General features: G+C 67.0%; 15 protein-coding genes. 6 read left to right on the top strand and 9 right to left on the bottom strand.

Annotated features, from left to right (window positions below; genetic code table 11):
- Positions 1-87: 87 nt before the first annotated feature.
- Positions 88-1020 carry a diacylglycerol/lipid kinase family protein gene (locus IEW22_RS11625; protein ID WP_188586794.1) on the top strand — a complete coding sequence of 311 codons (933 nt, stop codon included), beginning with the start codon at positions 88-90 and terminating at the stop codon, positions 1018-1020.
- A 286-nt stretch (positions 1021-1306) separates the two neighbouring features.
- Positions 1307-1561 (top strand): WhiB family transcriptional regulator, encoded by a 255-nt coding sequence (locus IEW22_RS11620; RefSeq protein WP_188586768.1) that lies wholly within the window; start codon positions 1307-1309, stop codon positions 1559-1561.
- Between the two features lie 193 nt (positions 1562-1754).
- Here the strand turns inward: IEW22_RS11620 and IEW22_RS11615 are convergent, their stop codons facing one another.
- A complete protein-coding gene (locus IEW22_RS11615; RefSeq protein WP_188586767.1) occupies positions 1755-3236 on the bottom strand; it encodes a sensor histidine kinase in 1482 nt (493 codons plus the stop codon).
- Positions 3237-3254: 18 nt separating this feature from the next.
- Positions 3255-3470, bottom strand: a complete 216-nt coding sequence (locus tag IEW22_RS11610; protein WP_188586766.1) for a biotin/lipoyl-binding carrier protein — start codon at positions 3468-3470, stop codon at positions 3255-3257.
- Positions 3471-3719: 249 nt separating this feature from the next.
- Here IEW22_RS11610 and IEW22_RS20560 point away from each other — a divergent pair, with 249 nt between their 5' ends.
- Positions 3720-3794: a 50S ribosomal protein bL37 gene (locus IEW22_RS20560; protein ID WP_373279550.1), complete on the top strand. Its 75-nt coding sequence runs from the start codon at positions 3720-3722 to the stop codon at positions 3792-3794.
- Between the two features lie 99 nt (positions 3795-3893).
- Here the strand turns inward: IEW22_RS20560 and rsrA are convergent, their stop codons facing one another.
- Both rsrA and IEW22_RS11600 read right to left on the bottom strand, forming a co-directional pair.
- A complete protein-coding gene (gene rsrA, locus IEW22_RS11605) occupies positions 3894-4169 on the bottom strand; it encodes a mycothiol system anti-sigma-R factor (protein WP_229742520.1) in 276 nt (91 codons plus the stop codon).
- Positions 4170-4225: 56 nt separating this feature from the next.
- The gene (locus IEW22_RS11600; RefSeq protein WP_373284174.1) at positions 4226-5104 is read right to left on the bottom strand and encodes a sigma-70 family RNA polymerase sigma factor; all 879 of its coding nucleotides are present in this window, start codon (positions 5102-5104) and stop codon (positions 4226-4228) included.
- 172 nt (positions 5105-5276) lie between these two features.
- Between IEW22_RS11600 and ybaK the strand changes: the two genes are divergently transcribed.
- Positions 5277-5759, top strand: coding sequence for a Cys-tRNA(Pro) deacylase (gene ybaK / locus IEW22_RS11595; protein ID WP_188586764.1), 483 nt, complete (start codon positions 5277-5279; stop codon positions 5757-5759).
- A 36-nt stretch (positions 5760-5795) separates the two neighbouring features.
- On the opposite strand, the gene IEW22_RS11590 is transcribed toward ybaK, so the two are convergent.
- From IEW22_RS11590 to soxR, 3 genes are all read right to left on the bottom strand, one after another.
- Positions 5796-6467, bottom strand: a complete 672-nt coding sequence (locus tag IEW22_RS11590; RefSeq protein WP_188586763.1) for an HAD family hydrolase — start codon at positions 6465-6467, stop codon at positions 5796-5798.
- Complete coding sequence (locus IEW22_RS11585; RefSeq protein WP_188586762.1) at positions 6464-7300, bottom strand: SOS response-associated peptidase; 837 nt, start codon at positions 7298-7300, stop codon at positions 6464-6466. Before IEW22_RS11585 ends, IEW22_RS11590 begins: the two co-directional genes overlap by 4 nt.
- 146 nt (positions 7301-7446) lie before the next feature.
- The gene (gene soxR, locus IEW22_RS11580; protein WP_188586761.1) at positions 7447-7902 is read right to left on the bottom strand and encodes a redox-sensitive transcriptional activator SoxR; all 456 of its coding nucleotides are present in this window, start codon (positions 7900-7902) and stop codon (positions 7447-7449) included.
- A 164-nt stretch (positions 7903-8066) separates the two neighbouring features.
- Between soxR and aroA the strand changes: the two genes are divergently transcribed.
- Together aroA and rsgA are read left to right on the top strand one after the other, a co-directional pair.
- Positions 8067-9344 (top strand): 3-phosphoshikimate 1-carboxyvinyltransferase, encoded by a 1278-nt coding sequence (aroA, locus tag IEW22_RS11575; protein ID WP_188586760.1) that lies wholly within the window; start codon positions 8067-8069, stop codon positions 9342-9344.
- A complete protein-coding gene (gene rsgA / locus IEW22_RS11570) occupies positions 9305-10405 on the top strand; it encodes a ribosome small subunit-dependent GTPase A (RefSeq protein ID WP_229742511.1) in 1101 nt (366 codons plus the stop codon). The genes aroA and rsgA overlap by 40 nt, the downstream gene beginning before the upstream one ends.
- Before the next feature lie 59 nt (positions 10406-10464).
- Here the strand turns inward: rsgA and IEW22_RS11565 are convergent, their stop codons facing one another.
- Positions 10465-11643 carry a polysaccharide pyruvyl transferase family protein gene (locus tag IEW22_RS11565; RefSeq protein WP_188586759.1) on the bottom strand — a complete coding sequence of 393 codons (1179 nt, stop codon included), beginning with the start codon at positions 11641-11643 and terminating at the stop codon, positions 10465-10467.
- Positions 11640-12860, bottom strand: coding sequence for a fatty acid desaturase family protein (locus tag IEW22_RS11560; protein ID WP_188586758.1), 1221 nt, complete (start codon positions 12858-12860; stop codon positions 11640-11642). Before IEW22_RS11560 ends, IEW22_RS11565 begins: the two co-directional genes overlap by 4 nt.
- Positions 12861-12915: the final 55 nt, after the last annotated feature.

The raw sequence follows: 12915 nt of genomic DNA, 5'->3' as shown, positions 1-12915 counted from the left end.
CGCGTGGGGACCCCAGCCCACGTCGCGTGGCGGGCCGAGGGTGTGCGGCCGGACGGGCCCGCCTAGTGTCTACAGGTCGTGCGTGTCATGTTCATCGTCAACCCGTTCGCGACGTCGACGACTCCCGAGGGTCGCGACGCCATGGTGAACATGCTCGGCGGTCATGTCGAGGTGACCGTCGAACACACCACACACCGCGGTCACGCGGGCGAGCTGGGAGCATCCGCGCGCGACGGCGGGTTCGACGCGGTGATCGTCAACGGCGGCGACGGAACGGTCAACGAAGTGGTCAACGGCCTGATCGGGCGACCGGCGTGCTGGGCCCCGACCACCCGACGTCCACCCGCGCTCGGGGTGATCCCCGGCGGCAGCGCCAATGTGTTCGCCCGCGCACTCGGCATCGATCCCGACCCGCTGCGCGCCACAGCACAGCTGATCGATCTGCTCGAGGCCTCGTCCACACGCCGCATCGGACTGGGCCACGCCGACGACCGCTGGTTCCTCTTCAACGCCGGTATGGGTGTCGACGCGCGCGTGGTTCGCGCCATGGAGGAGTACCGGCGCGCCGGCCACCGCGCCAGCGACGGCTTGTATCTGCGCGCGACCGTGCGCGGATTCCTTGCCGAAGCCAAACGCGAACCGGCGTTGACCGTCACCGCCGACGACCTCGAACCCCTCGAGGACGTGTACTTCGCTTTTGTCAGCAACACCTCACCGTGGACGTATCTCGGTTCACGCCCGATCGAGGTGAATCCGGGCACCACCTTCGACGGCGGCCTGGGCGTGTTCGCCTCCACATCGATGAATGTGATGGGTAATCTGCCGCTGATCACCCGTCTGCTGATGAACCGTTCGCCGCATGCGCGACACGTGTTACGAGCAGATGACGTATCGGACATCCGTGTGGTTGCCGACCGGCCGGTGGACGTCCAGATGGACGGGGACTACCTCGGAGTTCGCTCCGCTCTGCATTTCGGGTGCCGCTCCGATGTCCTCGATGTGGTGGCTCCACGATCCTGAACAGGGATTTTCCGATAGATCTACGCCACATTCGACATTTCACCCTGTTGCGAGGACCCAGAGAGTAGTACAACGGATGTAGGTGCGTGTCGGGCACCCCCTGCACAGTGACGTTGGCCACGGTGTTAGCCCGAACCATTGACTTCGCCTGGATTCGTGAAAGTATTCACAAGCAACAGTGCGGAAACAATCGGTACGCACACATGAACAAACCGTTACACGGGATGCGGCTCACTCGCGCATCCCGTCGATGTGGTGCGACGAAGCACCTGAAGGAGCAAGAAAGATGGATTGGCGCCACAAGGCCGTGTGTCGCGACGAGGACCCTGAACTCTTCTTTCCGGTCGGCACCAGCGGTCCGGCCATCGCCCAGGTCGCGGACGCGAAGCTCGTCTGCGCACGATGCCCCGTCACCGCCGAATGCCTCTCGTGGGCACTCGAGTCCGGTCAGGATGCGGGCGTCTGGGGCGGCATGAGCGAGGACGAGCGTCGCGCACTCAAGCGTCGCAACAACCGCACCCGCACCCGCAGCACCGTCTAACTCACCACCGTCTGACCTACAGCGCGACCGCGCCGGATCGATTACCAGCCCGCAGCCCAACCGATTCCCGGCGGTCCCACAGACGAGCACTCGGCCCGACGATCTCAGCCTGATCGTCGGGCCGAGTCATGTCCAGGGTCCAAAGTCCCCGATCTCCCCTGCCCGGCTCGCCCTGCCGGCCCTGCCGGCCGGCTCAGCGCAGCGGCACGGTGAGCAAGGCCTCGGCGCCGGAGGCGGCGGTCTCCGCCGACTCGCGGTTGCGGATCTCCAGCGTGCCGCCGAGTTCGATCTCGGCGAGCGTGTGCACGATCTGCAGACCGAGCCGGTCCGAGGAGTGCGGGTCGAAACCCTCCGGGAGGCCCGCGCCGTCGTCGCGCACCACCACCGACAGTTTGCGTGTGCTGCGCTGACCGGCGATCACCACCTCACCGGTCTCCCCCGGCCGATAACCGTGCTCCACGGCGTTCTGGATCAACTCGGTCAACACCATCACGATCGGCATCGCCATCTCGGAGGCGAACACGCCGAGCGTTCCCTCCCGGCGCACCACCGGTCTGCCCGCCCCCGGCGCGACATCAGTCATGATGGGGAGCAGCCGATCGATGACCTCGTCGAGATCGACTTCCTCGTCCACACTCCCCGAGAGCATCTCGTGCACCAGTGCGATCGAGGCGACCCGTCGCACGGCCTCGTCGAGTGCGGTTCGCGCCTCCGCGTTGGAGGTCCGACGCGCCTGCAGACGCAGCAGCGCCGAGACCGACTGCAGGTTGTTCTTCACGCGGTGGTGGATCTCCCGGATGGTGGCGTCCTTGGAGATCAGCGCACGGTCGCGGCGTTTGACCTCGGTCACGTCGCGTACGAGCACCGCGGCACCGACGACCTGTCCCCGCGGGACCAACGGCAGAGCCCGGATCAGCACGCTCGCGCGGCGGGCGTCGGCCTCCATACGCATCCCGGCCTTGCCGCCCACGGCGGCGGTGATCACGCGGCGCGCATCGTCGGATTCGAACCGATCGGTCAGCAGCGACGCGGTGACCTCGGCGAGATCCTGACCGGCCAGGTCACGCTGCCAGCCCATCCGGTGATAGGCCGACTGCGCGTTCGGGCTGGCGTAGACCACGCGACACTGGGCGTCGACGCGGATGAAACCGTCACCGGCCCGCGGTGTCGACAAGCCGCGCGGGTTGCCCTCGTCCTGCGGGAAGGTGCCCTCGGAGACCATCTGGCACAGATCGTTGGCACAGTCCTGATACGACAGTTCCAACGGTGAGGGCATACGCAGATGTGACAGGTTGATCGAGCGCACGAGCACCGCGACCACCGCACCATCGAAACGGACCGGCACCGCCTCCCGCCGCAGCGCCGTCTGCCCGATCCAGGTGGGATCCTCTTCGCGCAGTATGCGTCCACCCGAAAAAGCCTGGGCCACTTGGGGATTCTCGGCATCGAGAACAACCGAACCCACCTCGTCGCGCGGGTGAACGGTGGGTGCGGTGTTGGGCCGGCACTGTGCGACACAGATGATGCTGCCGTCGTCGGCGCGCACGTACATGTGGAAATCGGCGAACGAGAGGTCCGCGAGCAGCTGCCACTCGGCGACCACCTGCTGCAGGTGCGCGGCCACCCGACCTGAGACATCGGTGTGTTCGGCGAGCAGATCCGACAGTGTCGACATGGGCGAGGGGCCGGTGGGCTATTCCATCACGGCGATGACGTCGCCGGCCTGGATCACATCGCCGACCTTGACCTTGATCTCCTTGACCACCCCGGGTTCCTCGGGATGCACCGGGATCTCCATCTTCATCGACTCGAGCATGACGACCGTGTCAGTGGTCTCGAGCCGCTGACCCGGCTCGGCGACCACATCGAGAACACTCGCGACGATCTCGGCAACCACGTCCTCAGCCATCTCCGGCTCCTCCCTGCAGACCCCACACCACACCGGTCTCCGGAGCGGCGGTCGGCCGCGCGCCGTGTGCAAGCCGATGCCCGCGCGCTGCCTAGACCCATAAACCTATCGCACGCGTGCGGTCACGGTGGCGAGCACGGCGAGGAGACCGAGCGGCGACGAGTCCGGCAGATCACGGGCCCGACGCCCGATTTCTGCTGTCGGCATCGGACATGGAACAATGGAGGGTCGGTACGGAAGGAGAACGTCATGGGAAAGCGCGGACGTAAGAAGCGCGCACGCAAGAAGAACGCAGCCAACCACGGTCGGCGTCCGAATTCTTGATGAGCGCATCACCGCAGATCGCGGTGCACAGACGATGAGAGCGACCCCGCGGGGTCGCTCTCATCGTCTGTATCGGGGGGGCCGTACGCCCCCGGCGTGTCAGGTGCGGTCGGGTCCGTCGATCTGTGTCTCGGTGATCGTCACCGACTGCCGGATCTGCACGGTGAGCCGTTCACGCAGACCCGCCGGCGCCTGGTCGCCACCGCACTTGCGGTTGATCAGCGCCTTGAGCTGCTTCTCGATCCCGTAGTGCTCGAAACACTGCTGGCAGGTCTGCAGATGTGCGGTCAGACGTGCCCGCACGTCCTGATCGCATTCGTTGTCCAGCAGAAGCCAGACGTCGGCGAGCACCGCCGAGCAGTCCAGGTTCTCCAGGTCGAAGGTGGGGTCGTGCGGCGGTACGTCGCCGCGGGCCTTCTCGTCGTGGGTGGTCACCGGGTCACCTCCTTGGAAGCGCCGGCAGCCGGCGTGCGATTGAAGCCTCGCTCCCGAGCCACGTCGGCGAGCAACTCACGCAGCTGCTTGCGGCCACGGTGCAGTCGCGACATCACAGTCCCTATCGGTGTGTCCATGATCTCCGCAATCTCCTTGTACGGCAGACCTTCGACGTCGGCGTAGTACACCGCCATCCTGAAATCCTCGGGCAGCGCCTGCAGCGCGGCCTTGATGTCGTCGTCGGGCAACGACTCGAGCGCCTCGATCTCAGCAGAGCGCAGGCCGGTGGAGGAATGCTCGGCGGTGGCGGCCAGCTGCCAGTCGGTGATCTCGTCGGTCGGATACTGCGCAGGCTGTCGCTGTCGCTTGCGGTAACCGTTGATGTAGGTGTTGGTCAGGATGCGATACAGCCACGCCTTGAGGTTGGTGCCCTTCTTGAAGGACCCGAACGCTGAGAAGGCCTTGACGTAGGTTTCCTGGACCAGGTCTTCGGCGTCGGCCGGGTTGCGGGTCATCCGCAGGGCAGCGCCGTACATCTGGTCGAGCAGCGGCAGCGCGTCGCGTTCGAAGCGACGCATCTGCTGATCAGCGGTCTCCTCGTCCTGGGGGATCGAGTCCTCGACATGAGCGGTCTCACCGATCACGTCGACGGGATCGTCCTGCGAGGACTGTGCCTGGGGTTCGCTCACAGCTATCCCTTCGGTCGGTGCGCCTGACGCGCGAGGCGTCGAGAAATCGTCTCTCGAGCCTACCGATACCTGCCCTCTGGGCAGTACACCGCCGACGATCGTCGGGTGGGTGACGGCAACACCGCCGGTCACCGGCGTGTCGGCGATCACAGAACGTGGCGCCCGTTCCGGGCACAACAGTGGCACCAGAATCCTCCCTCGTCGGCCGATGGCACATCTCGTCGATGCCCACCGGCGTCGCTGGACTACGCCCGAATATGCGGGCAGATCTGGAGATTGCAACAGCCCACGTCGTCCGATTGTTCCGTTACCCCGTCGATTCGTGCAGCGTGATCGGACCCACCGCTACCATCTGCGCATGTCAGCTACCGCGGCGATCGCAGCACTGGAATCGGCGAAGATCCCCCATGAGGTGCACCGATACGACCACGACCCGCGGACCACCTCCTTCGGCGACGAGGCCGTGGACGCGATGTGCGGCGCACTGGGAGTCGATCCCGACCAGATCCTCAAGACACTCGTGGTGGAGGCCGACGGTGCGCTGGCCGTCGCGGTGCTCCCGGTGTCCTCACAGCTGTCACTGAAGAAGGTCGCCAAGGCACTGGGCCGGAGCAAGGCGGCGATGGCCGACACCAAGAAGGTCACCCGCAGCACCGGATACGTCCTCGGCGGCGTCTCGCCGCTGGGTCAGAAGAACCCGCTGCCCACCGTGGTCGACGAGTCGGCGACCGGGTGGCCGAGCGTGCTGTTCAGCGGTGGGCGTCGCGGACTGGAGATCCAGGTCGACCCGGCCGAACTCGTGCGGCTGACCGACGCGACTGTCGCCGACATTCGAGCGTGAACGGAACGCCTGACATGCCGACCCGGCCGGGAAGGGTCAGAGCGACTCCCACAGATCGTCGAGGGAGTCGACGACGTCGGCGGGGTCGGTGAAGACCATCCTGGCTCCGGCGCTGAGCAACTCGTCCCGGGAGATGCCGCCGGAGAGCAGACCGATCGACCGCACACCGGCTGCGGTGGCCGCGATCGAATCCCACACGGCGTCGCCGAACATCAGCGCGGTCGATGCGTCGGCCCCCACCCGATCGAGCGCGACCTTCACGATGCCGGTGTCGGGTTTGGCGGTCTCGACGTCGGCGCTGGTGGTCACTGCATCGATCCATGCGTCGATGTCGAGTGCCGCACGCGCGGCATCGAGTTCATCGGCCGGCGACGACGACGCGAGCACCACTGTGGCGCCGCGATCCGAACATGCCTGCACCAGGTCGCGCGCACCCGGCAGCACCGACATGCGATCGGTGGTCGTGGCGAATGCGGTGGCATGCACCGTCGAGAGCACCGCGATCAGTTCGTCGTCGACCTCGATGTCGTGACGGGTCAGCAGATCGCGGACGAGAAGTGATCCGTCCTTGCCGATCTGGCGGTGGATCTCCCATTCCGGGATGGAGATGTCGCGCGAGTGAAAGGCTCTGTCCCAAGCATCCACATGCGCGTACACCGTGTCGATGAGGGTGCCGTCGACGTCGAAGAGGACGGTGGCGATGCTCATAGCAATGTCTCCTGTTCCGGCCGCTGGCCGCGGGCCGAGTCGGTGACCGGCGCGAGCAGCTCCGGTCCGTTGTTGGACACCCGGTTGACCAGTGGCGACACCTCGCGGATCGAGATCGCCGCGGCGACCTCCCGCGAGACAGGCGCCAGGAGTGTCGCCGGTGCCGGGTGATCGGGATCCAGCCACGCCGACCAGTTGTCGTAGGGCATGATCAGCGGCATCCGGTCGTGGACCTCGCGCAGGTCGCCCACCGCCTCGGTGGTGAGGATGGTCATGCTCATCACCGGCGGCGCCTGTGGCGGCAGATCACTCGGCCGCCACACCGACCAGAGTCCGGCCATGAACAACCGCGTGCCGTCCGACGGCGACATGTAGAACGGGATCTTCGCGGGCTTGGCTCCGGCCACCGCCGCACCCGGCATCCATTCGTACCAGCCGTCCATCGGGACCAGACATCTCTTGCGTGCCACCGCCGCGCGAAAGGCGCTCTTGGTGGCCGCCGTCTCGGCTCGGGCGTTGAACAGTAGCGGCCCCTTGCCCGGACCGTCGGCGATGCTGCCCTTCGTCCAGGGCGGGATCAACCCCCACCTCATCGCCCGGATGCGCAGTGTGGGATCGAGATCGGGATGCTCACGATCGTGGCGTTCGACCAGCGTCATGACCGTCTCGGTGGGCGCCACGTTGTAGCTCACCCCGGGATAGCTCACCCCCGGCCGGTCGGCGGCGACACCATCACCCGGCGGCGCGACCTCGTTGATCGCGTGAAGGTTGTTCGCGTCGAGCTCGGCGGCGAGTCCGGCCGGGTCGGTGGTGACCGCATAGCGTCCGCACATGACCCCATGCTGTCACGCGGCGCCGACATCGTGTGGCGCTCCGCGGCGCTGCAGCGCGTGTATGCACCGGCAATCGGGTCGAATCGCGCACGAACCGGACACCGGCACCGCAAGCGGCATCGGCGAGAACCGGGGAGCGACCAGATCTAGGGACCGAAGACGCGCTGGGGACCGGCTCTACCCGGCTCACCGAGTGCGTCGTCGGGGTTGGCCAGAGCGCAGGTCGCCAGCGAGAGGCATCCGCACCCGATGCAGTCGGTGAGCCGATCTCTGAGCAGCATCATGTCGTCGATGCGTGCGGTGAGCTCGGCTTCCCATGACGCCGACAGCCGCGCCCAGTCCGCACGCGTCGGGGTGCGTTCGGCCGGCAGTTCGTCCAGCGCGTTCTTGATCATCGCCAGCGGGATCCCGACCCGCTGGGAGATACGGATGAACGCGACGCGACGCAACGTGTCACGTGTGTAGCGACGCTGGTTCCCGCTGGTACGCCGGGAACTGATGAGCCCCTGACGTTCGTAGAAGTGCAACGCCGATACCGCGACACCGCTTCGCGCCGCGAGTTGCCCAACGGTGAACTCACGCCCGGATACCTCACCGGCCATGGTCACCGATCCTAGTGACCGTGATCGCTGGGTGCCCGGACCGATCGATCGGCCGCGGGCGCCCGCCACGATGTGCCACCTCGATCTGTCCCGTGGGCGCCGATCTGTCCCGTGGGCGCCGATGTGTCCCGAGGGCGCCGTGCGCGTCGTGAGAGACTGAACACATGAGTTGGTGGAGCGCACCTGTGGCAGCCGGGCCGGTGTCGGCAACGCTGGAACTTCCCGGCTCCAAGTCGATCACCAACCGTGCGCTGATCCTCGCCGCACTCGCCGACTCCCCCTCGACTCTCACCGGCACCCTGCGCAGCCGCGACACCGACCTGATGCTCGCGGGTCTGTCCGCACTGGGAATCGGCGTCGACCCCGATCCGCACGACCCCACCCGCGTCACCATCACGCCGGCGCCGATGCACGCCGCGAGTATCGACTGCGGCCTGGCCGGCACCGTCATGCGCTTTCTGCCACCGGCGGCCGCACTCGCCCAGGGCACGGTCATCTTCGACGGCGACGAGCAGGCCCGCAACCGACCACTGTCGACGATCCTCGACGCGCTGCGCGACCTCGGCGTGGTGATCGACGGGGATCGCCTGCCGTTCACGGTGCGAGCACACGGCGAGGTGCCGGGCGGCACGGTGACGATCGACGCCTCGGGATCCTCACAGTTCGTCTCGGGTCTGCTGCTGTCGGCCGCGCGATACCGCGACGGTGTGCGGGTGCGCCATCGCGGCGCCCGAGTGCCCTCGATGCCGCATATCGACATGACCGTCTCGATGCTGCGCGAGGCGGGCGTGGCGGTCGACACCGACACCCCCGACGTGTGGACGGTCGCCCCCGCCACCATCCACGCCGTCGACCGCCAGATCGAACCCGACCTGTCCAATGCGGCGGCATTCCTGGCCGCGGCCGCTGCCACCGGCGGACGGGTCACGGTGGCCCGCTGGCCGCAACACACCACCCAGCCCGGAGCCGAGATCACCGACATTCTCGCCGACATGGGTTGTCGCATCGACTATTCCGACGGGAATCTGAGTGTCACCGGCCCGCACCGGCTGTCGGCACTGACCCGCGACCTCCACGACGTGGGCGAACTGACCCCCACCATCGCGGCGCTGTGCGCGCTCGCCGAGGGACAGTCCGTACTCACCGGCATCGCACATCTACGCGGTCACGAGACCGACCGATTGGCCGCGCTGACCACCGAGATCACCGGACTCGGCGGGGTGTGCGAGGAGATCGACGACGGACTGCGGATCACCGGTGCGCCGCTGCACGGCGGACAGTGGCACTCCTACGCCGACCACCGGATGGCCACCGCGGGTGCGCTCATCGGTCTCGTGGTCCCCGGCGTGCAGGTGCATGACATCGCGACCACGTCGAAGACACTGCCCGACTTCCCCGGCATGTGGGACGAGATGCTGAGCGCGACGGTGGAGTCACACTGAATCGCAGGGATCTCGACGAGAGTGATGTCCGGATCCGTCCGGGCAAGGGAAGTCGTCCGCGCACCAAGATCCGCCCCACACACGCCGACGCCGCGAGTGCGATGGTGGTGTCGGTGGACCGTGGCCGGTGGGGTTGTGTGATCGACGGCGACCCGGACCGGCGCGTGGTGTGCATGCGCGCCCGCGAACTCGGACGCACGCCGATCGTGGTGGGAGACAACGTCTCGGTGGTGGGCGATCTGTCCGGGCGCCCCGACACCCTGGCCCGCATCGTCCGCGTCGCCGAGCGCACCACGGTGCTGCGGCGCACCGCCGACGACACCGACCCCTACGAGCGCATCGTCGTGGCCAACGCCGGACAGCTGCTCATCGTCACCGCTCTGGCCGACCCGCCGCCGCGGACGGGCTTCGTCGAGCGCGCACTGGCCGCGGCCTATGTGGGCGGGCTGCGGCCGGTCCTGTGTCTGACCAAATCCGATCTGGCCGACCCGCAGCCGTTCGCGCAGGCGTTCGCCGATCTGGACCTGCCCGTGGTCCTCGCCGGGCGCACCGACGATCTCGGCGAATTGATGGCGATGCTGCACGGTGAGACGACCGCGCTGATCGGCCACTCCGGTGTGGGCAAGTCGACGCTCGTCAATCGCCTTGTGCCCGAAGCAGATCGGGCCACCGGCGAGGTCTCCGGGGTGGGCAAGGGCCGGCACACTTCCACTCAGTCGGTGGCGCTCGCACTGCCCGGCGGCGGCTGGGTCATCGACACTCCGGGTATCCGGTCGTTCGGACTCGCCCACATCAGCCCCGAGAACATCATCGACGCCTTCGACGATCTGCACGAGGCGATCGAGGACTGTCCACGCGGCTGCACCCATCTGGGCCCGCCGGCCGATCCGGAATGCGCCCTCGACCGGCTCACCGGCGCGCCGCATCGGCGGGCGATGGCCGTGCGTCACATCCTCGCCGCGATCCGTGACACTCCCGTTCGTGACGCACCCGTGCGGGACACTCCCGACCGTGAGATGGCCGAACACGAACGGCTACAACAGAATCCACCGCAGGAGTGAATCGGCCGGCGCACTGCTGAGCCGATCCGCCCCAGCGCCACCCCTATCGGTGACAGCGGTCAGTGGTAGATCTTCTCGGCCACCGCGCGCTTGGTCTTGGCCAGCGTCGCGACCACGTCGGGTTCGAACCCACCCGCCGACGGCGGTGTGTCCCCGACGGCGTCGATGCCGATCCACTGCGACCCGGCGGCCATCAGCGAGCCGTGCTTGATCGGGTAGTAGTCGGCGCGACCGGAGACCACCACGCCCGAGGCCCCCGCCGCCGCGGCGACGAGGTGCAGGTGGAATCGCGAACTGACCCACACCTGGTCGGGATGGGCAGGGACGCCGTGATTCCACAGCGCGGTGAACGGCACGAAGGCCGCACCGGGCAGTCGCGGTGACAGTCGGTCGTAGAGGATCCGGTCGTTGCCCGGGATCCCCTCGACGAATGCGGCGTCGTCACCGGTGATCTGCCAGCGGTCGATGAGTTCGACGATCACCCGCTCGATGCCGTCGACTCCCCCGGCGTCCTCGACCAGATCCGACTGCAGACAGAACATGAAACGACGGTCGGCGATCGGCGAACCGGCGTCGTAGATGACCCGGGGATCGAGGTCGAGCCAGGCGTCGTCGGCCGAGAAGCCGACGGTGTCGCCGCCGATCACCGACATCGAGGGTTCGTCTCGCACATCGAACAGGTCGAAACGAGCACCGAGTGCGGCCAAGTGCTCGCCGCACCGTCCGTCCGGTGGCGGCATCAGCCCCTGGCCGGTAGCCACCACCCGGCCACCCGACACCGACCCGGCCTCCAGCGCCGATGCGAGCAACGCGGTGTGGTGGGGCCACACCGCGTTGAGGTAGCCGCCGCCGAGAAAATGGATCACCGACGCCGACCGCAGCAACTCCACGCCGTCGACCAGCCGCGGGTCGCGCCCGGGATTGCGGACCGCGTCGGCGGAGTACTCGACCGCGATGTCGACGGGCAGCCCGACCGTCGCGGCATTGATCCGCCAGATCGTGTCGGTGACGATCAGCCGCGGATGCGCACCGGCGAGCAGCACGGCCGCCTGTCCGGTGGTGTGACAATCGAGAACCACGGTGGCCTGCGGATGTTCGCGCGCCAGCCATCGCAGCCATCCGCGTGCGATGAGCTCGTCACCGAAGTTTGGGTTGCCACTCGGGGCCACCAGATAAATCACCGGATGTCCCGACGAGCGCCTGCGCAGGCGCGCATTCCATCCCCCGCGCCGGGTCATCGACGCAACGCCAGGCGCTCCCGACTGTGTCGGATCGCGGTGAGCAGACCGCGGCGGCGTGTCACGCCGTCGGACCGGCCGCGAGAATGGGTGTCGCCGAAGCGCCGTTCGGAGGCGGTCTCGGGAGCGTCGTCGGCGGTGGCCGTCAGGAACCGATCGGGCAGCGACAGCTTGTTGATGGTGCGGAAGGTCTGCCAGTACTGATGTGCGAGGCTGCCGGTGGTGTAGGGCAGGTCGTACTTCTCGCACAGCTCACGCACACGCTCGCCGATCTCGGCGTAACGGTTGCTCGGCAGATCAGGGAACAGATGGTGTTCGATCTGGTAGCAGAGGTTGCCGCTCATGAAGGCCATCACCGGACCTGCGTCGAAGTTCGCACTGCCCAGCATCTGCCGCAGGTACCACTGGCCGGGGGTCTCGTCCTCGAGCTCGGCCATCGTGAACTTCTCTGCGCCGTCGGGGAAGTGCCCGCAGAAGATCACCACATAGGTCCACAGGTTGCGGACGATGTTGGCGGTGAGGTTGGCCTTGAGGGTCGAACGCGCATTGCGTCCCGACAGCAGCGGGAAGAACACGTAGTCCTTGAACACCTGCCGCACGATCTTTTTGCCGAACAGCTGCGGCTGGGCCTCCTCGACGGACTTGTTGCCCTTGATGACCTCTTTGAGTTCGATGTCGTGCAGGCCGATACCCCACTCGAACAGCAGCGCCAGCACGATGTTGATCACCGGCTGGAACAGCTGTTTGGGGACCCACGGCTGGTCTCGGGTCACGCGCAGCACCCGATAACCGACGTCGTGGTCCATGTCGAGCACGTTGGTGTACTTGTGATGGATGAAGTTGTGGGAGTGCTTCCAGTGACTCGAGTGGCACACGATGTCCCACTCCCACGACGTGGAGTGCACCTCGGGATCGTTCATCCAATCCCACTGCCCGTGCATCACGTTGTGCCCGAGCTCCATGTTCTCGATCATCTTGGCCACCGAGAGCAGCGCCGTCCCAGAGATCCAACAGAGCCGATTGTCGCTGCGCAGCAAGATGATTCGCGACACGACCTCCATCGCGCGTTGCGCGGTGATCGTGCGGCGGAGATAGGTTGCGTCCCGGACGCCGCGATCGGATTCGATGTCGCGACGGATCTGGTCGAGTTCGACGCGCAGCGCCTCGACGTCGGCGTCGGTCAGGTGCGCGTAGGCATTGATATCGGAGATAGCCATCGTGACCATTCTGTCACTCGTTCACCTGCACGTCACCCGTGCGGTGCGCGAATTC

It is taken from the genome of Gordonia jinhuaensis, from assembly GCF_014639795.1.
GTDB lineage: Bacteria > Actinomycetota > Actinomycetes > Mycobacteriales > Mycobacteriaceae > Gordonia_B > Gordonia_B jinhuaensis.
The sequence above is the reverse complement of the archived record's forward strand: the minus strand, read 5'-3'. Positions and strand labels throughout refer to the sequence as shown.